At 65.0% G+C, this 20,802-nt stretch carries 17 protein-coding genes; 16 read left to right on the forward strand and 1 reads right to left on the reverse strand.

From position 1 onward, the window contains the following. Positions 1 to 6: 6 nt before the first annotated feature. The 14 genes from L858_RS0106090 to L858_RS0106155 all read left to right on the forward strand — a co-directional run bounded on the left by L858_RS0106090 (position 7) and on the right by L858_RS0106155 (position 16,693). A complete protein-coding gene (locus L858_RS0106090) occupies positions 7 to 618 on the forward strand; it encodes a hypothetical protein (RefSeq protein WP_022682261.1) in 612 nt (203 codons plus the stop codon). 28 nt (positions 619 to 646) lie between these two features. Further along, positions 647 to 1,861 carry an acetyltransferase domain-containing protein gene (locus tag L858_RS0106095; protein WP_022682262.1) on the forward strand — a complete coding sequence of 405 codons (1,215 nt, stop codon included), beginning with the start codon at positions 647 to 649 and terminating at the stop codon, positions 1,859 to 1,861. Between the two features lie 337 nt (positions 1,862 to 2,198). Then, positions 2,199 to 4,382, forward strand: a complete 2,184-nt coding sequence (locus tag L858_RS0106100; protein ID WP_022682263.1) for a TonB-dependent siderophore receptor — start codon at positions 2,199 to 2,201, stop codon at positions 4,380 to 4,382. A gap of 104 nt (positions 4,383 to 4,486) precedes the next feature. Continuing rightward, on the forward strand, positions 4,487 to 5,536 hold the full coding sequence (locus L858_RS0106105; protein ID WP_022682264.1) for a PepSY-associated TM helix domain-containing protein: 1,050 nt from the start codon (positions 4,487 to 4,489) through the stop codon (positions 5,534 to 5,536). Next, the gene (locus tag L858_RS0106110) at positions 5,533 to 6,459 is read left to right on the forward strand and encodes a 2-hydroxyacid dehydrogenase (protein ID WP_022682265.1); all 927 of its coding nucleotides are present in this window, start codon (positions 5,533 to 5,535) and stop codon (positions 6,457 to 6,459) included. Before L858_RS0106105 ends, L858_RS0106110 begins: the two co-directional genes overlap by 4 nt. A 339-nt stretch (positions 6,460 to 6,798) precedes the next feature. After that, positions 6,799 to 7,467: a haloacid dehalogenase type II gene (locus L858_RS0106115; RefSeq protein WP_022682266.1), complete on the forward strand. Its 669-nt coding sequence runs from the start codon at positions 6,799 to 6,801 to the stop codon at positions 7,465 to 7,467. 8 nt (positions 7,468 to 7,475) lie between these two features. Further along, positions 7,476 to 8,759 carry an NAD(P)/FAD-dependent oxidoreductase gene (locus tag L858_RS0106120; protein ID WP_022682267.1) on the forward strand — a complete coding sequence of 428 codons (1,284 nt, stop codon included), beginning with the start codon at positions 7,476 to 7,478 and terminating at the stop codon, positions 8,757 to 8,759. Continuing rightward, the gene (locus tag L858_RS0106125; protein ID WP_022682268.1) at positions 8,759 to 10,291 is read left to right on the forward strand and encodes an ABC transporter substrate-binding protein; all 1,533 of its coding nucleotides are present in this window, start codon (positions 8,759 to 8,761) and stop codon (positions 10,289 to 10,291) included. Before L858_RS0106120 ends, L858_RS0106125 begins: the two co-directional genes overlap by 1 nt. Then, entirely contained in the window at positions 10,291 to 11,271 is a 981-nt protein-coding gene (locus L858_RS0106130; protein WP_022682269.1) for an ABC transporter permease, read from the forward strand. The genes L858_RS0106125 and L858_RS0106130 overlap by 1 nt, the downstream gene beginning before the upstream one ends. Further along, entirely contained in the window at positions 11,268 to 12,089 is an 822-nt protein-coding gene (locus L858_RS0106135) for an ABC transporter permease (RefSeq protein ID WP_022682270.1), read from the forward strand. Before L858_RS0106130 ends, L858_RS0106135 begins: the two co-directional genes overlap by 4 nt. Continuing rightward, on the forward strand, positions 12,086 to 13,903 hold the full coding sequence (locus L858_RS0106140; protein WP_022682271.1) for an ABC transporter ATP-binding protein: 1,818 nt from the start codon (positions 12,086 to 12,088) through the stop codon (positions 13,901 to 13,903). Before L858_RS0106135 ends, L858_RS0106140 begins: the two co-directional genes overlap by 4 nt. Further along, positions 13,900 to 14,208 carry a (2Fe-2S)-binding protein gene (locus L858_RS0106145; protein WP_022682272.1) on the forward strand — a complete coding sequence of 103 codons (309 nt, stop codon included), beginning with the start codon at positions 13,900 to 13,902 and terminating at the stop codon, positions 14,206 to 14,208. The genes L858_RS0106140 and L858_RS0106145 overlap by 4 nt, the downstream gene beginning before the upstream one ends. Then, positions 14,190 to 15,566 (forward strand): FAD/NAD(P)-dependent oxidoreductase, encoded by a 1,377-nt coding sequence (locus L858_RS0106150; RefSeq protein ID WP_022682273.1) that lies wholly within the window; start codon positions 14,190 to 14,192, stop codon positions 15,564 to 15,566. Before L858_RS0106145 ends, L858_RS0106150 begins: the two co-directional genes overlap by 19 nt. Further along, positions 15,563 to 16,693 carry an NAD(P)/FAD-dependent oxidoreductase gene (locus L858_RS0106155; protein WP_022682274.1) on the forward strand — a complete coding sequence of 377 codons (1,131 nt, stop codon included), beginning with the start codon at positions 15,563 to 15,565 and terminating at the stop codon, positions 16,691 to 16,693. Before L858_RS0106150 ends, L858_RS0106155 begins: the two co-directional genes overlap by 4 nt. A gap of 40 nt (positions 16,694 to 16,733) precedes the next feature. On the opposite strand, the gene L858_RS0106160 is transcribed toward L858_RS0106155, so the two are convergent. Beyond that, on the reverse strand, positions 16,734 to 18,206 hold the full coding sequence (locus tag L858_RS0106160; protein WP_022682275.1) for an aldehyde dehydrogenase family protein: 1,473 nt from the start codon (positions 18,204 to 18,206) through the stop codon (positions 16,734 to 16,736). Positions 18,207 to 18,405: 199 nt separating this feature from the next. Between L858_RS0106160 and L858_RS0106165 the strand changes: the two genes are divergently transcribed. Both L858_RS0106165 and L858_RS0106170 read left to right on the forward strand, forming a co-directional pair. Further along, on the forward strand, positions 18,406 to 19,263 hold the full coding sequence (locus tag L858_RS0106165; RefSeq protein WP_022682276.1) for a GNAT family N-acetyltransferase: 858 nt from the start codon (positions 18,406 to 18,408) through the stop codon (positions 19,261 to 19,263). Then, complete coding sequence (locus tag L858_RS0106170) at positions 19,260 to 20,723, forward strand: NAD-dependent succinate-semialdehyde dehydrogenase (protein ID WP_022682277.1); 1,464 nt, start codon at positions 19,260 to 19,262, stop codon at positions 20,721 to 20,723. The genes L858_RS0106165 and L858_RS0106170 overlap by 4 nt, the downstream gene beginning before the upstream one ends. Positions 20,724 to 20,802: the final 79 nt, after the last annotated feature.

Below are 20,802 nucleotides of genomic sequence, written 5' to 3' on the forward strand. Positions count from 1 at the left end.
CATGACATGAACACGCAGACCATTTCCGCGCTTCCGGCGCAGATTTCCCCCTCCCCTTCGGCGCTTGCAAAGGCGACCGGCGGCGCAGTGATCGCCGCGGCCGCGATCCTGACGCTGTTCGTGCTGCCGGCGGAATATGGGATCGATCCGACCGGCGTCGGATCGACGCTTGGCCTGACCGGCATGGTGTCGGGCGAGGCGAAGGAAGCGACGCCCGCTCCGGTTGCTGCCGCTGCCGCTGGTGCGCTGCCGACGCCGACCAAGGAAAGCATCTCCAAAGCCACGCCATGGCGCCAGGATGAGATGACGATAACCCTGCCACCGCACAGCGGCCAGGAAGTGAAGGCCCATATGGAGAAGGGCGACAGCTTCATCTTCAGCTGGAAGTCGAGCGGCCCGATCAAGGCGGAGATGCACGGCGAGGAGTTGAACGCGGCCGACGACGCCTTCACCGATTATTGGAAGGAGCTGGAGATCAGCGGCGGCCAGGGCGACTTCACCGCGCCCTTCGGCGGCATTCACGGCTGGTATTTCCGCAACAAGGGCGAGACCCCCGTGACGGTCACAGTCAAGACGGTGGGCTTCTACAAGGATCTTTACCAGCCCAAGGCTGAGTAAGCGTATAAGGGACAAGAGGACAGGTGCCATGAGCAGTATCGCGGGCCAAGCGCCCTCCATCGACCTTCGGGCCGCCCCAGCAACCCCCATGAACGCGGCCAAGGCGCGCACGAGGCTGATCGCGATCGATGCTCTGCGCGGACTCGTCATGCTGTTCATGCTGGTCGATCATGTGCGCGAGACATGGTTCCTGCATTTGCAGGTGACCGATCCGGTCGACGCCAACACGACCGATCCGGGGCTGTTCTTCACGCGCCTGCTCTCCACCTTCTGCGCGCCGACCTTCGTCGCGCTGACGGGCTTGTCGGCGTGGCTCTACGGCCAGTCGCACAGCAAGCGGGAAGTGTCGGAATTCCTCTTCAAGCGCGGTCTGTTCCTGCTGTTCCTTGAATTCACGGTGGTCTGCTACGCCTGGCCGACGCAGGCGAACATATTTCCGCCGCCGGTCCTGTGGATGCAGGTGATCTGGACCATCGGGCTCAGCATGATCTGCCTTGCGGCGCTCATCCACATTCCCCGTCCAGCGCAGTTCGCGCTCGGCCTCGCCATTGTCTGCCTGCACAATCTGCTCGATCCGATCCGGCTGACGCCGGACTCGCCCTTCTTCATTCCCTGGGCGCTGCTGCACCAGCGGGACAAGTTCGAGATCGCCGGGATGGCGTTCAAGACCACCTATCCTGTGCTGCCGTGGATCGGCGTGATCCTGCTCGGCTATGCCTGCGGACCATGGTTCGCGCGGGGCAGCGATCCGGAACGGCGGATCAAACGTCTCACCATGCTGGGGCTTGGCCTCGTGCTCGGCTTCGTCCTGATCCGCTTCCTGAACGTCTATGGCGACAAGCCCTGGTTCTACGCGGAGACGCCGCTGCGCACGGTGATGAGCTTCCTGGCGCTCACCAAATATCCGCCTTCGCTGCTGTTCCTGATGCCGACGATCGGCGTAGGCTGCCTCCTGCTGGCGCTGTTCGAAACCTATCAGGACAGCAAGACGATGCCGCATCTGGCACTGCTCGGCGGCGCCCCGATGTTCTATTACATCCTCCACCTCTATACGCTGAAGGTGATCTACAATATCGCGCTGACGATGTACGGCCCGACCAAGGGAACGGTGTTCGGGGTCGATCATCTGCGCTGGGTGTGGATCTGGGTCTTCATCCTGATCCCGGTTCTTTACTTCCCCACCCGCTGGTTCGCGCAGTTGAAGCAGCGGCGGAAGGATATTTGGTGGCTTAAATATCTGTAATCCCGTGCCTGCGGGTTTCCTGGCCGCCTTCCACCCGGAAGGCGGCTTTTTTATTGGGCCCTTTCGCCATCGAAACGCTGTTTTCAGCCCCGGTGAATCCTGCCGTCCCGAACGGCTTTTCACTATTTTTCACTGCGAGGAGCGTGAAGTTTGAAGTAATATTCCTGCAACAAAGCCATAGCCTCTCTTTCATCAAGAGGCGACAAAACGCCCAGTGACCGGCACCGGAACGAAAGGACCCGAAGAGGTCCGACTGGAGAGAGAGAGAAAAGAAAAGGCCGGTTCACCCCGTTTCGCAGGACAAGTGGGAACAGCGATAGATCAAGGGGTAAGCACAATGCGCAATATATCGGCCTTTCGACTGGCACTGACCGCCAGCGCAGCCGCCATCATTTTGGCTCAGGGCGCGCAGGCTCAGACAACAGCGCCTCAACCGGCAGGAGATGCCGACGGCACGATCGTGGTCACGGCAATGAAGCGGCAATATTTCGGCGACACGCCGGTGAAGGAAATCCCGCAGGCGGTGCAGTTCCTTGAAGGCAAGCTGCTCGACGACCTCAACATCACGCGCCTCGACACCGCGCTGGAACTGGCAAGCGGCGTTTCGAAGCAGAATAATTTCGGCGGCCTGTGGGACAGCTTCGCCATTCGCGGCTTTGCCGGCGACGAGAATTTCCCGAGCGGCTTCCTGGTTAACGGCTTTAACGGCGGTCGCGGATATGGCGGCCCGCGTGATGCGTCGAATGTCGAGCGGATCGAGGTGCTCAAGGGCCCCAACTCCGCCCTCTTCGGACGCGGCGAACCGGGCGGCACGATCAATATCGTGACCAAGAAGCCGGTGCTGGAAAAGACCTTCGGCAGCTTCGGCATCGCCGGCGGCAGCTGGAACACCTACCGCGTCGAGGGCGACTTCAACCTGCCCTTGAACGACATGTTCGGCATTCGCTTCAACGGTGCGGTGGAAGATGCCGACAGCTTCCGCGACACGGTCCACACCCGCAAATATGTGCTGACGCCGTCCTTCCTCGCGAAATTCTCCGACCGCGACCTGTTCACCTATGAAATGGAATATGTGAACCAGGAAGTGCCGTTCGAGCGCGGCGTAGTGGCTGTGCCGACCATCAATACCAACGGCACGATCAGCTATGATCTGGGTGCCATTCCAAATTCGCGTTTCCTGGACGATCCCCGGAACGGCCCGACCAAGGTCGAGGTTTTCGGTCATCAGCTGCAATATCAGCATGACTTCAGCGAAGATTGGACGCTGATGCTGGGCGCCGGCTACAAGGACACCACCTTCGTCGGTTTCTCCAGCGACCCGGAACTGGCGTTCAACCGGACCAATCCCATCGCAGGCCGCCAGCGCATCTATGCCGATGGCCAGACACTGTCACGCCAGCGCCGCTTCCGCGACTACAGCACCAACCATATGGTGGTACGCGGTGAAATCAGCGGCAAGATCGCGACCGGATCGATCGTCCACAATATCCGCATCGGTGCGGACTGGGACCGCTTCAAGATCGAGACGTTCCAGACCCGCTACCGCCCGAGCGCCACGGATCAAAGCTACGCGATCAACATCTTCAATCCGGTTTACACCCAGCCGCTGCCAACGCCGACCGGAGTGATCCAGAACGCGACCGAAATCCAGAAGGCTTGGGGCATCTACGCGCAGGACCAGATCGAGATTACCGAGCAGTTCAAGGTGCGCTTCGGCGGCCGCTATGACGACTTCTCGCAGGACATCGATCTGCGGCTCAACAACACCAACCCGAAAAAGGCGTACACGAAGTTCAGCCCGATGGCCGGCCTCGTCTTCGAGCCCACTCGTTCGCTGTCATTCTATGCCAGCTACGGTAAGGGCTTCCGCCCGAACAGCGGCGTGGGTGCCGATGGCCAGCCCTTCGCTCCCGAACTCAGCAAATCCTATGAAGTCGGCGCGAAGTTCGTGACGCCGGACGGCCGCATCACCAGCACCGTGTCGCTCTACAAGATGAAGAAGACCAACGTGCTGAGCACCGATCCCGGCAACGCGAACTTCTCCAAGCCGGTGGGCTCTGCCAAGAGCAAGGGCATCGAATTCGATCTGAACGCGAAGCTGCCCGCCGGGTTCGAAGCCTTCCTGACCTATGCCTATACCGATGCGGGCTGGGACAGCGCGGTGGGCGACCCCAATTTCAACCAGCCGATCCTTCCCGGCGATCCGCTCATCAACATCCCCAAGCATCAAGGCAACGCACTGCTGTTCAACAATTTCGAGATTGGCGGACATAAGGCGATGCTGGGCGCGGGCGTGAACTACGTCGGCCGACGCTTGGGCGAGACGGCGACGACCTTCTTCCTCCCCAGCTATACGCTGGTGCGGCTGATGGGATCGTTCAACGTCACGGATCAGATCAAGATCTCGGCGGATGTGAACAATCTGTTCGACAAGAAATATTACGCCAGCTCCTACGCCGCGCTGTGGGTGCAGCCGGGCACGCCGCGCCAGTTCACGGTTCGTGCGACGTTCGACTTCTAAAGAGCGCGTGAATTCGGGCCTTTGAGGTTCGATCGGCCGCCGGCGACCCACCCCTCCAAGCCCGAGGGTCGCCGGCGGTCTCATGCGTCAGGAAGGAAGGCACGATGAGCCGGGTGCAATGGCTGCGCGTCCATAAATATGTAGGGCTTGCCATGGCGGCGCTGCTGCTGGTGCAGGCGCTGACAGGCATGCTGCTGCTCTATCGCGGGCCGGTGGCGCGTCTGGTCGATCCGGCCGGCATGACCAGCCAAGGGGCCGGCCCGGCAACGCCGCCCGGCATGGCCGTCATGCGCGCGGAACAGGCGCTGCCCGGCTTTTCCGTCGTGCGCCTCTTCGCCCCCGACGTGGAGGGTGCCACCTATGTGGCGGAAATGGCGAACGGCGCGGGCGAGAAGCGCTATGCGTCGATCGATCCGGCCGGCGGCGCGCTATTGCGAGCGGGCACGATCTGGGCCTTTCCGGTCGAGGCGGCGCTTCAAATTCACTATCGGTTGATGGCCGGCAAGGTGGGCATGGCGCTCGTGCTGCTGAACGCGCTGGCGCTGCTGACGATGGCCGCGACCGGCCTTGCCTATTGGTGGCCCAGGCGCGGCCCCGTTTCAAAGCATCTGTCGATCCGCTGGAGCATCGCCTTCCGGCTCGTGCTGCGGCAATTGCACCGCACCCTCGGCGTCGTCGCCTCGGCGCTGCTGGGCTTCATGGCGGTAACCGGCCTGCTCCTGATCGTGCCCGAGATCGTCGCGGCGGACGGCCCGCCGGCGCTGCACGCGGCATCCAGCGCGACCCGGATAGAACAGTCGCTGAGGATGGCGCAAAGTGCTTTCCCCAACATCCGCTTGCGCGATTTTCGGCTCGCAGGCGGGCAGCTGATCGTCAATTTCAACGCGCCCGAGCGGAACCCGCGCGCCGTGCACCGCGCCATCGTCACGATCGCGGAACCGCATATCGTCAGCGCCACGCGCGCGGAGAATAGCACCGCCTTGTGGATGACGGTGCTCCCGCTCCACGGCGGCAATAGTTTCGGCGCCGTGGGGCCCATGGTGCTGATGATCGTGGCGGTCATCCTTGCGGCGCTCGCCATTTCAGGACCGCTGATGTGGTGGCAGGCCAAGTCCCTGCGCCGGCGGTCCACCACCAGAAAGCAGATTGCATGACCCTGCTCTATACATCCGATCCGGAACGCGGTCGCATCTGGCGTGAAATTTTCGCTGCAGAGGCGCCCGACATCGGCTTTGTGACGACCGAGCAGATGACCGATCCGGCGGCTATCCGCTATTTGGCCGCCTGGGACCCTCCGCGCGATCTGCTGGAGCGACTGACGCGGCTTCAGGCGCTGTTTTCCGTGGGCGCCGGCATCGACCAGTTCGACATGGACAAGCTGCCGCCGCACGTCCGGCTGGTGCGCATGATCGAACCGGGCATCACCGAGGGGATGGTCGAATATGCCTGCGCCGCCGTGCTGGCGCTGCACCGCGACTTCATCGAATATGGCCTTGCGCAACGGGCGCATCGCTGGGCACCGATCACGCTCACCCCTGCTGGCTCCCGCCGCGTCGGGGTGATGGGACTGGGGCAGTTGGGTCAGGCGGTGCTGAACGCGCTGCTGCCGTTCGGCTTCGCGTTGTCGGGATGGAGCCGCTCGCGCCACCACATGGAAGGCGTTGCCTGTTACGCGGGTGAGGCGGAGATGGCGGCGTTTCTGAAAGGTTGCGACATTCTGGTATGCCTGCTTCCCTTGACCGCAGAAACGCGCGGCATCTTGTGCCGGGATACATTGTCCAAGCTACCATTTGGCGCTGCCCTCATCAATGTAGGCCGGGGCGGTCATCTGGTGGAGCATGATCTGCTGTCATTGCTGGACGAAGGACGCATTTCCGCTGCCATCCTGGACGTGACCGAGCCGGAACCCCTGCCGGAACAGCACCCCTTTTGGGATCATCCGCGCATCCTGCTGACCCCCCATATTGCGAGCATGACGCGGGCAGACACCGCTGCGCGGGCGCTGATCGCGAACATCCGGCGGCTTCAGGCGGGCGAGCCGATGGAGGGGGAAGTCGGTCGGGAACGGGGTTACTGACCAACCCCGTTGTCGTTGCCTGGGGGGGGGGCGGGAACCCGTCTCCCATAAGAAGCGCCAAGGTTGACCGGGCCGGGGGGGGTGGATCCCTCCTTCCGCGGGGATGACGAAGCAAGGGCTGGGCGGCGACATGATCTGCCGTAGGTTGCTCGATTCCCCTCCAGAACAAGCTTCCGCCTACCCCCCTTCGCGCCCTCATCCAACCGCAGCAAACTATGCCGAAACCATGCTATAAAAGGCCAAATCTGCGCCTCGTCCCGAACCAATCGGAGACATGTTCCGGACAGCCCATGTCGTAATGACTGCATCAAAGAGATGCCAACCAGGGGGATTGAACCCATGCCCAACTTCCGGCCCAAATATATCAGCTTCGACTGCTATGGCACACTGACCCGTTTTCGCATGACCGAGATGGCGAGCGCCTTCATGGCCGATCGCGTCGCGGCTGAAGACCTGGCGGCCTTCTGCAAGGATTGGGGCGCCTATCGGCTCGACCAGGTGCTGGGGCCGTGGGAACCCTATCAGGAGGTCATCCGCAACTCGCTGCGCCGCACCTGCAAGCGCTGGGGCGTGGAATATCGCGAGGCTGACGCCGACGCCGTCTACAACGCCGTGCCCACCTGGGGTCCGCATGAAGATGTGCCGGGCGGCCTGTCGAAGATCGGCGACAAGATCCCGCTCGTCATCCTCTCCAACGCGATGAACGACCAGATCCATCACAATGTCGAGATGCTAGGCGCGCCGTTCCACAAGGTCTACACCGCGCAAATGGCGCAGGCCTACAAGCCGCGCATGCAGGCGTTCGAATATATGTTCGACCAGCTCGGCGCGAAGCCCGAAGAGATGATGCACGTCTCCTCCAGCTTCCGTTATGACCAGAATACCGCGACGGACCTGCATTTCGGTTGCCGCGTGTTCGTCGGCCGCGGACATGAGCCTTCGAACCCCTTCTATCGCGACGTGGAAATCCCGCACATCGGCGCTCTGCCGGCCGTCGTGGGCCTCTGATCCGCTCGATGAGCGCATCCCCCCTCTCCTACTGGCTCGCAAGCGCGCCCGGCTTCACCGGCGGGGCGCAAGGGAGTGTCGAAGGCAAGGCGGACGTCGCGATCATCGGCGGCGGCTTTACCGGGCTTTCGGCGGCGCTGGCGCTGGCGAAGCGTGGCGCGAGCGTCGTGCTGCTGGAGAAGGGAGAGGTCGTCGGAGAGGCGTCCGGGCGCAACGGCGGGCAGTGCAACAACGGCACCGCGCATGACTATGGCGCGCTTTCCGCCCGCTTCGGGAAGGATGTCGCCAAGGCCTATTACCGCGCACATGTCGATGCGGTCGACAATGTCGAGCGGCTGGTGCGCGAGGAAGCCATCGACTGCGCCTTCAACCGCTGCGGTCGGGTGAAGCTGGCCGCCAAGCCGCAACATTATGAGAAGCTGGTGCGGGCGCACGACCTGCTCGCCGCCGAGGTGGACGACAATGTCCGCCTGGTCCCGCCCGAGCGCATCCGCGAGGAAGTGGGGTCGGACGCTTTTCATGGCGCGCTGATCCAGACGACGAGCGCGCAACTGCATCCGGCGCGCTTTGGCGTTGGGCTGGCGGAAGCGGCGGCACGGGCAGGCGCGAAGATCTACGAGGGTGCCGAAGTTACCGGGCTGGACCGGCTGGCGAAAGGCTGGCGCGTGACGACGCCAAAGGGGCAAGTCGCGGCCGATCAGCTGCTGGTCGCGACCGGTGGTGCGCCTGCGGCTGCGCCCTTCGGCTTTTTCCGGCGACGGATCGTGTCGGTGGGAAGCTTCATCATCGCGACCGAGCCGCTGGATGATGCGGTGATCGATTTGCTGCTGCCCGGCCGGCGCAACTATGTGACCAGCAAGAATATCGGCAATTATTTCCGCCTGACCGCCGACAACCGGCTGATCTTCGGCGGCCGCGCGCGCTTTGCGATCAGTGACCCACGCTCCGACCTCAAGAGCGGCCGCATCCTCGAACAGACGATGCACGATATCTTTCCGGTGCTGAAGGGCGTGGGTGTCGATCATGTCTGGGGCGGGATGGTGGACCTGACCGCCGACCGCCTGCCCCGCGCGGGCGAGCAGGACGGGCTTTTCTATTCGATGGGCTATAGCGGCCATGGCGTGCAGATGGCGACCTATATGGGTCAGCAGATGGCGCAAGTGATGGCGGGCGATCGCGCCGCCAATCCGTGGGACGGCCTCGATTGGCCGAGCGTGCCGGGCCATTTCGGCAAGCCCTGGTTCCTGCCGCTCGTCGGCCTGTGGTATAAGTGGCAGGACGTGATCCATTGATGGACGATCTCCCTTTTTCGCGGCGTGAGCTGCTGGGCGGAGTGGGCGCTGGACTACTGCTGCCGCAAGCCGCGCTCGCAGCGCCCGCGAAGCCGCGTGTCGGCGGGCGCATTCGGGTGGCGAGCCTGTCCAGCTCCACCGCCGATACGCTGGACCCGGCCAAGGGGGCGCTGTCGACCGACTATATCCGCCATTATATGCTCTACAGCGGGCTGACCCAGCTCGACCGCAACCTGGTGCCGCGCCCCGCCCTTGCCGAGCGGATGGAGAGCAAGGATCAGAAGAACTGGCATGTCCGCCTGCGCCGGGGCGTGACCTTCCACGATGGCGCCACGCTGACCGCCAGGGACGTCGCCTGGTCGCTGCTGCGGCACAAGGATCCCGCCGTCGGCTCGAAGATGGCGACCATCGCGGAACAGTTCGCCGAGGTGAAGGCCACCGGGCCGCATGATCTGATCATCCGCCTGACCGGCCCGAACGCCGACCTGCCGACCATCCTGGCCCAGTCGCACTTCCTGATCCTGCGGGCGGGGCAAAAGGATTTTGGCACCGCCAATGGCACCGGCCCCTTTCGCTGCGTCCAGTTCCGCCCCGGCGTTCGCACGCTGGTCCGACGCAATCCCGACTACTGGAAGCCCGGCAAACCCTATCTGGAGGAGATCGAGCTGATCGGGATCCCCGATGAGGTCAGCCGGGTGAACGCGCTGCTCTCCGGCGACGTGCATCTGGTCATCGCGGTCAACCCGCGCTCGGCCAAGCGGGTCAAGGCCTCGCGCCGTCATGCGCTGATGGAAAGCAAATCGGGCCTCTACACCAACCTCATCATGCAGCAGGGCGCGATGCCCACGGGCAACCCCCATTTCGTCGCGGCGATGAAATATCTGGTGGACCGGCCGCTCATCAAACGGGCGCTCTATCGTGACTATGCGACGATCGCCAACGATCATCCGATCCCGCCCTTCCACCCCTATTACCGGTCCGATCTGCCGCAGACCTCGCTCGATCTGGACAAGGCGAGATGGCATCTTCAGCGGGCGGGCCTCAGCGGCGTGCGGCTGCCGGTCTATGCCTCCCCCGCGGCGGACGGGTCGGTCGACATGGCGTCGATCATGCAGGAATATGGATCGCGCGTCGGCCTGAACCTCGCCGTGAACCGGGTGCCGGGCGACGGCTATTGGTCGACACACTGGATGAAGCATCCGCTGACCTTCGGCAACACCAACCCAAGGCCGACCGCCGACCTGATCTTCAGCCTTTTCTACAAGTCCGATGCCGACTGGAACGAGTCCGGCTGGAAAAACCCGCGTTTCGACCGGCTGCTGCTGGAGGCGCGCGGCGAGGCGGATCAGGCGCGGCGCAAGCAGCTCTACGGTGAGATGCAGGGTCTGGTCCATGACCGCTGCGGCGTCGCCATTCCCGTCTTCATCAGCCTGGTCGACGGGTTCGACCGTCGGCTTAAGGGGCTATATCCGATGTCGACGGGCGGCCTCATGGGCTATCAATTCGCCGAGCATGTGTGGTGGGAAGGCTGATGGCGGGCGCATCCTCCTCTTCGGGCGTCAAGGCGGCGTTGTCGCTGATCGCCAAGCGCTTTGCCTCCTCGCTGCTGACGCTGTTCCTGGTGTCGCTGGTGGTCTTCACCATCGCGCAACTGCTCCCCGGCGACGCCGCGCAGGAGGCGCTTGGCCAAAGCGCCACTGCCGAGCAGGTCCAGGCATTGCGCCACGAAATGGGCCTCGATCGACCGGCGCATGAACGCTATGCGAGCTGGCTATCCGGCATGGTGAGCGGCGATCCGGGCCAGTCCCTTGTCGCCAATTTGCCCGTGTCCGAAGTCATATCCAGCCGACTGCCCAATAGCCTGCTGCTCGCAGCCCTGAGCGCGTTGGTCGCCGTGCCGGTTGCTCTCGCCATCGGTATCGGATCGGCGATGAACCGGGGCGGCAAGCTGGACCGGGCGCTCAACATCTCGACACTTTCCATGGTCGCGGTGCCGGAATTTTTGGTCGCGACGCTAGCCGTCCTGATCTTTTCGGTGAAGCTGCGCTGGCTGCCCTCCATCGCTCTGGTCGCGGACGATATGAGCTGGGGCGACTATCTGCGGGGAGCGGCGATGCCGATCCTCTGCCTCTCCATCGTCGTGATTGCCCAGATGGCGCGCATGACCCGCGCCGCCGTGATCGACCAGATGGACCGGCCCTATGTCGAAATGGCGGTGCTGAAGGGCGTCGCCCCGGTCCGGATGGTGCTGCGGCACATCATGCCCAATGCCGTCGCGCCGATCGTCAACGCGATGGCCTTGAGCCTCTCCTACCTGCTGGGCGGGGCGATCATCGTCGAGACTATCTTCAACTATCCCGGCCTTGCGAGCCTGATGGTGAACGCGGTGACCAGCCGCGACATGCCTTTGCTTCAGGCCTGCGCGATGATCTTCTGCGCGGCCTATCTCATCCTCATGCTGATCGCGGACGTCACCGCCATCCTTGCGAACCCCAGGCTGCGCGCACAATGACCGCTTCCTCCCTCCGCTGGGCCAAGGCCCTCCCGCTGTCGGCCAAGATCGGCCTCGCCTTCGTGCTCTTCTGGCTGACGGTCGCGGTTGTCGGGCCGATGCTGGCGCCCTACCCGGTCGGCGCGTTCGTCGCCTATGATGTGTTCGACGGCGTGTCGGCGCAGCATTGGCTCGGCAGCGACTATCTCGGCCGCGACGTGCTGAGCCGCCTGCTCTCGGGTGCGCGCTACACGGTGGGGCTGGCCGCCGCCGCTGCGCTGCTGGCGAGCGCCACCGGCACCGCTCTCGCCCTGACCGCTGCGGTCGGCGGGCCAAAGGTGGACGAGCCGCTGTCCCGCTTCATGGACACGCTGATCTCGATCCCGTCCAAGATATTGTCGCTGGTGCTGGTCGCCGCTTTCGGTTCTTCGCTGCCGCTGCTGCTGCTGATCGCCGCCGTCACCTATGTTCCGGGCAATTACCGCATCGCCCGCGCGCTGGCGGTGAACCTGGCGCAGATGGACTATGTGCAGGTGGCGCGGGCACGCGGTGAAGGGCGCATCCATCTCGCACTCCGGGAAATCCTGCCCAACATGATCCACCCGCTGCTGGCCGATTTCGGCCTGCGCTTCGTGTTCATCGTGTTGCTGCTGTCGGGCCTCAGCTTCCTCGGCCTCGGGGTACAGCCGCCCGACGCGGACCTTGGCTCGTTGGTGCGCGAGAATATCTCCGGCCTTGGCGAAGGCGCGCTGGCGATCCTGATGCCCGCCGTTGCCATCGCGACGCTGACCGTGGGGGTCAACCTGCTGATCGATGGCCTCAAGGGGAAGCGCGCATGACCGCTCATGTCGAGGTAAACGGCCTTCGCGTCACCGCCCGCAATGCAGCGGGCGAAACGTTCCCCATCGTCAGCGAGATCGACTTCGCGCTGAAGCGAGGCGAGGTGCTGGCGCTGATCGGCGAGTCCGGCTCCGGCAAGACGACCATCGCCCTTACCCTGCTCGGCCACGCCCGCCCCGGCGCGACGATCGCGGGCGGGTCGATCCGGGTCGGCGACCACGAAATCCTTTCCCTCGATGCCAGGGGCATCGCCCAGCTGCGCGGCAACCGCATCGCCTATATCGCACAGTCGGCAGCGTCCGCGTTCAACCCCTCGCGCACGATCATGGATCAGGTGATCGAGCCGGCGCTGATCCACCACCTCATGCCGCGTGCGCAGGCGGAGAAGAAGGCGGTCGAGCTGTTCCGCGCCCTCGCCTTGCCCTTCCCCGACACCATCGGCTCACGCTATCCGCATCAGCTTTCGGGCGGGCAGTTGCAGCGGCTGATGGCCTCAATGGCGCTCGTCACCGATCCTGAACTGGTCATACTGGACGAGCCGACCACCGCGCTCGACGTCACCACCCAGATCGAAGTGCTGCGCGCCTTCAAGGCCGTGGTGTTGGAGCGCGGCGCGACGGCTGTCTACGTCTCGCATGACCTTGCCGTCGTCGCGCAGATGGCGGACCAGATCGTGGTGCTGAACCAGGGCCGCATCCGCGAAAAGGGTGCGGCGGACCAGATCCTCCACCGCCCCGCCGACGATTATACCAAGACGCTGATGGCCGCTGCCCGGCCCGCCATCCGTCCCGCGCCCAAGCAAGCCGTCCTGCCCTCCGCGCCTCTGCTGGAAATCCGCGACATGACGGCGGGCTATGGCAAGATCGGCAAGGACGGCCGCCCGCGCATCCCCGTGCTGCGCGACATCAACCTGACCATAGAACGCGGCGCGACCCTGGGCGTCATCGGCGAGTCCGGTTCGGGCAAGTCAACCATGGCGCGCGTGATCGCCGGGCTTCTACCCCCGGCGCAAGGCGAAGTGCTGCTGAACGGCGAGCCTCTGCCGCCGGGCCTCAAGGGCCGCAGCCGCGACCAGTTCCGGCGCATCCAGCTGGTGTTCCAGAATGCTGACACGGCGCTCAACCCAGCGCATAGCGTGGGCCAGATCCTCTCCCGCCCCCTAGCTTTCTACCACGGCCTCAAGGGCAATGCCGCGCGGCTGCGGGTGCTCGAACTGCTCGACCTCATTCGCCTGCCCGCGACCGTCATCGACCGGCGTTGCGGCGAACTGTCGGGCGGGCAGAAGCAGCGCATCAATCTTGCCCGTGCCCTCGCCGCCGATCCCGAACTCATCCTCTGCGACGAAGTGACCTCCGCCCTCGATACCGTTGTGGGAGCGGCGATCCTCGACCTGATGGCGGAACTTCGCAAGGAACTGGGCGTCGCCTATATGTTCATCAGCCACGACATCTCGACCGTGCGCGCGATCTGCGACGACATCCTCGTCCTCTATTCCGGCACGATGGTCGACATGGGACGTCGCGAGGCGTTCCGCGCCGCGCCCTTCCACCCCTATACCGACCTGCTGATCGGCTCCGTCCCGGAGATGCGCGCGGGCTGGCTGGAGGAAAGCGCCGCCGCCCGCTCGCTCCCGCGGATCGGCGCGCCGGCAGAGGAAGCCGATCTCTGCCGCTTCCTCCCCCGCTGCCCGGCGCGGATCGACGGCCTGTGCAACGTCACGCCACCGCCGCGCCACCAGCTGTCGAAGGGCAACGACATATTGTGCCATCATGGAGAAGTGACTTTGACGCAAGTTCAGGGGGTGGCCGCATGAACGGACGCTTCGTTCGGCTGGGGGAAACCGATCGCCCCCATGTGGCCCTGCATGTCGACGGCCAGGCCGTGACCGCGCTGGAGGGCGACACGCTGATGGTTGCGCTGCTGAGCAGCGGCGGCACGCTGCGCGAATCTGAATTCGGCGACGGCCGTCGGGCAGGCTTCTGCCTGATGGGCGCTTGCCAGGACTGTTGGGTGTGGACTGAAAATGGCGACCGCCTGCGTGCCTGTTCCACGCTAGCAGCTTCGGGCCAGCGCATTCTTACCAGCCAGCCGGAGGCGACATGGCCGAACCTCGGATAGTCGTCGTCGGCGCAGGGCCTTCCGGCGTACGCGCCGCCGAAGCGGTCGCTAAGGCCGGGCTGCGCCCGACGGTCATTGACGAGGCGCGGCGCGCGGGTGGGCAAATCTACCGCCGCCAGCCTGATAATTTCACGCGCTCCTATGAGAAGCTCTACGGCACCGAAGCCGCGCGGGCGAAGGCGCTGCACGACAGTTTCGACGCGCTGGCCGGGAAGATCGACTATCGGCCCGAGACGCTGGTGTGGAACATTGCGGCGGCACATGTCTGGACCGCGAACGGGAACGCGCAGGAAACGCTACCCTACGACGCGCTGATCCTCTGCACCGGCGCGACCGATCGGCTGATGCCGGTCAAGGGCTGGAACATGGCGGGCACCTACAGCCTCGGCGGGTCCCAAGTGGCGCTGAAGTCGCAGGCCGTGTCCATAGGCCGCGAGGTCGTCTTCATGGGCTCCGGCCCGCTGCTCTACCTTGTCGCGTCGCAATATGTAGACGCGGGAGCCAAGGTCGTGGGAGTGCTGGACACGTCCTCCAAAGCCGCGCGGATCAAGGCGCTGCCGGACCTGCTCGCCATGCCGTCCGTCCTTTGGAACGGCGTCCAACTCACCCGCAAGCTCAGCAAGGCAGGCGTTCCCGTTCACCACCAGATCACCCCCGTCGAGATCATCGGTAACAGCGAAACGGGGGTGAGCGGCGTGCGCTACCGCACCGCTTCGGGTGAGGACAAGACGATAGGCTGCGACGCGGTGGCGGTCGGCTACCACCTGCGTCCCGAAACCCAGCTCGCCGATCTGGCACGCTGCGAGTTCGCCTTCGACGCGCACACGCATCAATGGCTCCCGCAGCGCGATGCCGATGGCCGCGCGAGCGCTGCAGGTGTCTATCTGGCGGGCGACGGCGCGAAAATCCTTGGCGCACGGTCGGCAGAAGCCAGCGGCAAATTGGCAGCGCTTGCGGCGCTCTCCGACCTCGGCCTGCCCGTCGACAAGGGGGAGATCACCGCGTTGCGCCGTGATGTCGCGAACTACAGCAAATTTGCGCGCGGCCTCTCCAGGGCTTTTCCGTGGCCCGCTGCTCAAGCGGCCGCGCTGCCCGACGAGGCCATTATCTGCCGCTGCGAAGCGGTGAGCGCAGGCGACCTGCGCGCCGTCATGCGCGAAACCGGCGCGATCGAGGCCAACCGTGCCAAGGCCTTCAGCCGCGTCGGCATGGGCCGTTGCCAGGGCCGCTATTGCGGGCTGGCGGCGGCGGAACTGATCGCCGCCGAGGCCGGTATCCCGGTCGAGCAGGTCGGGCGCCTGCGCGGACAGGCTCCGGTCAAACCGCTCCCCATCGCCATCGGAGAAGAAGAAGCATGAGCGCCGCCAGCGACGTCATCATCATCGGCGGCGGCCTGATGGGCAGTTCCGCCGCGCTGTTCCTACGCGGGCATGGCATGTCCGTGACCCTGCTGGAAACCGACCTGATCGGACGGCAGGCGAGCGGCACCAATTTCGGCAATGTCCGGCGGCAGGGTCGCCCGATTCATCAGCTTCCGCTCGCCAATCGCGCGCTCGCCATCTGGCGCAAGTCGCGCGAACTGCTGGGCGCCGACGTTGAATATCTCCAGTCGGGCCACATCCGCGTCTGCTATCGTGAGCGGCCCGAACTGATCGAGGCGATGGAGGATTATGCCGCCAAGGCACGTCTCGAGGGGCTCGACCTCGAACTCCTCACCGGCAATGCCCTGCGCGCGAAATTCCCCTTCTTCGGCAGCGATGTGCTGGCAGGCTCCTATTCCGCCATGGACGGCCACGCCAACCCGCGCCTCGCCGCGCCCGCCTTTGCGCGGGCGGCCCAGCGCATGGGGGCGACCATCTGCGAGAATACGAAGATCGTTGATGCGCAGAAAGTCGGGGAGGATTTCATCGTCACGGCGCAGGATGGCCGCACCTTTCGCGCACCGATCCTTCTCATCACGGCGGGCGCATGGGGCAATGCCCTCTCCTCCCAATTCGGCGAGCCGGTGCCGATCGTCCCGCGCGGGCCGAACATGAGCGTCACCGAACCCGTGCCCTATGCAATCCATCCCGCTGTCGGCGTCATGACGCCGGTCGAGGAGGAAACCGTCTATTTCCGTCAGGTGGCGCGCGGCAATATCGTGCTGGGCGGATCGACACGCGGGCCGTCCTACCCGGATGACTATCGCGCCTATGTGCTGCCGCAGAATACGCTGAGCCAGTTGAAGCAGATACGGCGTCTGGCGCCTGCACTGGGCAAGCTCAACATTATCCGCGTCTGGTCGGGGATCGAGGGCTATATGCCCGACAGCCAGCCCGTCATGGGGCCGAGCGCCACGACCAGCGGGCTTTATTATGCCTTCGGCTTTTCGGGCTCCGGCTTCCAGATCGGGCCGGGGGTCGGCGAGACGATGGCGGAGATCATCGCCCAAGGCGCGACCGATATTCCGATGGAGCCGTACAAGATTGCGCGGTTTGCGGCTTAACACCTCGTCATTCCCGCGAAAGCGGGAATGACGAGGTTGGCTAAAACTCAATCAGCGCGGTCTTGGTCTTGAGGTTCGCCATATAGGCCTCGCGCCCCAGATCCTTGCCGATGCCGGACTGCTTGTAGCCGCCGGTCGGCAGGATGAAATCATTGCTCCGCCCGTAGCGGTTAACCCACACGGTCCCCGCCTCCAGCGAACGCGTGGCCCTGAGAGCCCGCGCGACATCGCCGGTATGCACCCCCGCCGCCAGCCCATAATCGCTGTCGTTGGCGAGCGCATAAGCCTCCTCCTCATCGGCGAAGGTCTGGACCGTCAGCACCGGCCCGAAAATCTCGCCCTGCACGACTTCACTCTTCTGATCGGCATTGGCGAGCAAGGTCGGCGCGTAATAGCTGCCCTCCTGCGGCGCGGTCGCGCGGGCGCCGCCCGCCAGCACCTCCGCGCCCTCGGCAATCGCGCGCTGCACGATGCCGTCCATGCGGTCGAGTTGCCCTTCGGAAATGATCGGGCCGAGCGTCGTATCGGTGCGCCACGTCGGACCGGCCTTGTGCGCCTTGAAGGCGGCGAGGATGCGATCGATCACCTGATCGGCGATCTTCTCCTGCACCAGCAGCCGCGATCCCGCGACGCAGACCTGCCCGGCGTTGAGCGTGATCGCCCGGGCCACCAGCGCCGCCGCCTTGTCGAGGCCAGCATCGGCAAAGACAATCTGCGGGCTCTTGCCTCCCAGTTCGAGCGTCACCGGCTTCGGGCCTGTTTCGGCACACGCCGCCATGATCGCCGCGCCCGTGCGGGTGGAGCCGGTGAAGGTGACCTTCGCCACTTCCGGCCGCCGCACCAGCGGATCGCCGACGGAACGCCCGTCGCCCTGCACGACGTTGAAGACGCCTGCAGGCAGTCCTGCCTCGACCGCCAGTTCAGCCAGTCGCACGATGCTGAACGGCGTCATCTCGGATGGTTTCAGCACGACGCTGTTCCCCGCCGCAATCGCCGGCGCGATCTTCCAGCCCGCCATGACGAGGGGCAGGTTCCATGGCGCGATCGCCGCCACCACGCCATAGGGCTCCGTGATGGTGAGGCCGAGCTTGTCCGGCGTGGTCGCCGCCACCTCGCCGCCGACCTTGTCCGCCCATTCGGCGAAGAAGCGGATCGTCTCGGCGGTATAGCTAAGGTCCCAGGCGTTGATCTCATTGATCGTCCGCGTCGATCCCAGCGCCTCCAGCGGCGCCAGCGCCTCCGCATCCGCCTCGATCAGGTCGGCCCAGCGGCGCAGCACCTTCATGCGCCCGCGCGGATCGGTCTGAGCCCAGCCGCTTTTCTTGTAGGCGGCCTGCCCGTCCTCCACCGCCTCGGCCAGCTGCCCGGCATCGACGCAGTCCAATTCCGCCTGCACCCGTCCGTCCGATGGACGGCGCACGACTATGCCGGCGCCCCGGCCCTGGACTCGCCGCCCGCCGATGAAATTATGGACGTTGCCAAGGCTGATGAGGTCAGGATTGAAAGCATCCACGGCATGATCTCCTGTTGCGCGCCTGCCGCTTAAAATAGGTGAGCGCCGCGGCATTTGTCGCAGTTGCGCCGGAAAGGCTGCGCGATAATCTTCCAAAAAAGCAGCGAAGGCAGCAGCCAATGCTTGTAGTCCGCCCTTAATGTCCCCTCACTGATTCATGACCAAGGGCGGGTTCCCTTTCCGCCGAGGAGCAAGACGGATGGCGACAGGCATAGAGGCGATGGTGGACCTGCGGCGCATGACCGCGGATGACTTGACCGCCGCCCACGACCTTTCCCACGAACAGAAATGGCCTCATCGGATTGAGGATTGGGACCTGCTCCTGCAACTCGGCTTCGGCTATGTGGCGGAGCGGGACGGCGAGATCATCGGCACCGCCATGGCATGGCTCTATGGCGATGACGCCGCAACCCTGGGCATGGTCATCGTTTCTCCGCGCGCGCAGGGCATGGGCATCGGCCGCCGCCTGATGGACGCGGTGCTGGACGAGCTTGGCGACCGCACGGTCCTGCTGAACGCGACCGACGAAGGGGCGCCACTCTACCGCAAGCTGGGCTTCGAGCCGGCGGGGCCGGTGTTTCAGCATCAGGGCGCGGCCTTCGCCGTGCCGATCGCGGAGCTTATCCCCGACGAACGCGTCCGCCCCTTGGGTGCCAAGGACATGGAGGTGCTCTGCGACCTCGCACGGCAAGCGACCGGAATGAACCGCGACGCGCTGCTGGAGGCGCTGGTTCCCGGCGCGCAGGGCGTGGTGCTCACCCGCAGCAACGAGCCGGTGGGCTTCGCTCTCTTCCGCCGCTTCGGGCGCGGCTATGTCGTGGGTCCCACCATCGCACCGGATACGGGCGGGGCGAAGGCGTTGATCTCCCACTGGCTCGGATCGAACAGCGGCATGTTCTGCCGGCTTGACGTGCCGGAGGAAAGCGGCCTGTCGAACTGGCTGGATGAACTCGGCCTGCCTTGTGTCGGCCGCGTCATGCGGATGGTGCGCGGCAAGCCGATCGACGCCAAGGCATCGGTCAAGACCTTCTCCCTCACGACACAGGCCCTCGGATGACACTAGCCCTCAACAACCCCTCGCTGCTGATCGAACGCGCCTATATCGGCGGTGAGTGGGTCGGCGCGCAGGCCGGCGCGACCCTGCCGGTGGACAACCCCGCGACCGGCGCGATCATCGGCACCGTCCCCGACTGCCGGGAGGCCGACACGCAGGCCGCCATCGCTGCGGCGGAGGCTGCCTGGCCGGCCTGGCGGGCCAGGACCGCCGCCGAACGCGCGGCGTTGCTCGAGCGTTGGAACGCGTTGGTGCTGGACAGTATCGCCGACCTCGCCCGCATCATGACGGCGGAGCAGGGCAAGCCGATCGCGGAGTCCGAAGGCGAAATCCGCTACGCCGCCAGCTTCATCAAATGGTTCGCCGAGGAAGCCCGCCGGGTCGACGGCGGTATCATCCCCGCACCCGAGGCCAACCACCGCATCCTCATCATGAAGGAGCCGGTCGGCGTCTCGGCCGCCATCACGCCGTGGAACTTCCCGGCGGCGATGATCACCCGCAAATGCGCGCCTGCCCTGGCGGCGGGTTGCCCGGTGGTCATCAAGCCGTCGGAACTCACCCCCTATACCGCGCTGGCGCTGATGAAGCTGGCGGAGGAAGCTGGCTTCCCGGCGGGCGCCATCAACATGCTGACAGGCGACGCCGCGGCGATCGGCGGCGTGATGACCGGCAGCCCGGTCGTGCGCAAGCTATCCTTCACCGGCTCCACGCGCGTCGGCGCGCTGCTGATGCGCCAATCGGCCGACACGATCAAGCGGCTGAGCCTGGAGCTGGGGGGCAATGCGCCGCTGATCGTATTCGACGACGCTGACCTCGACCTCGCCGTCGCCAGCACCATGGCAAGCAAGTTCCGCAACGCCGGCCAAACCTGCGTCTGCGCTAACCGCATATTGGTACAGGACGGCGTCTACGACCAGTTCGCCGAGAAGCTGGCGAAGGCGGTATCCGCGCTTAAAGTCGCGCCGGGCGACCAGCCGGGGAGCAGCATCGGCCCACTCATCAACGCGGCTGCGGTCGATAAGGTGAAGAACCATGTCGAGGACGCCCTCTCCCACGGCGCGAAACTATTCGCCCGTGCCCCCGAAGGTGCAATCGGGGAGCGTTTCGCCACCCCGGTCATCCTGACCGGCGCCACGCGCGAGATGCGGCTGGCCGAGGAAGAAACGTTCGGCCCGGTCGCGCCGCTGTTCCGCTTTACCCATGAAGAGGAAGGCATCGAGCTCGCCAACGCCACCAGCTATGGCCTTGCCAGCTATTTCTACACCGAAAATCTCCATCGCGCCTTTCGCGTGGGGGAGCGACTGGAGGCGGGCATGGTCGCGCTCAATACGGGCGGCATCTCGATGGAAATGGCACCCTTCGGCGGGGTCAAGATGTCGGGGCTCGGCCGCGAAGGGGCGCACCTGGGGATCGAGGAATATCTGGAGACGAAGGCGTTTCATATCGGCGGGCTGAAGCTCTGATCTGACGGCGGCTCCGTCTGACGTGGGCTCTCACGAGCCACTCGCCTCGTTCGAGTGCCTTCGCAGGAGCATATTCGCT

Source organism: Sphingobium bisphenolivorans (assembly GCF_000412635.1).
Lineage (GTDB): Bacteria > Pseudomonadota > Alphaproteobacteria > Sphingomonadales > Sphingomonadaceae > Sphingobium > Sphingobium bisphenolivorans.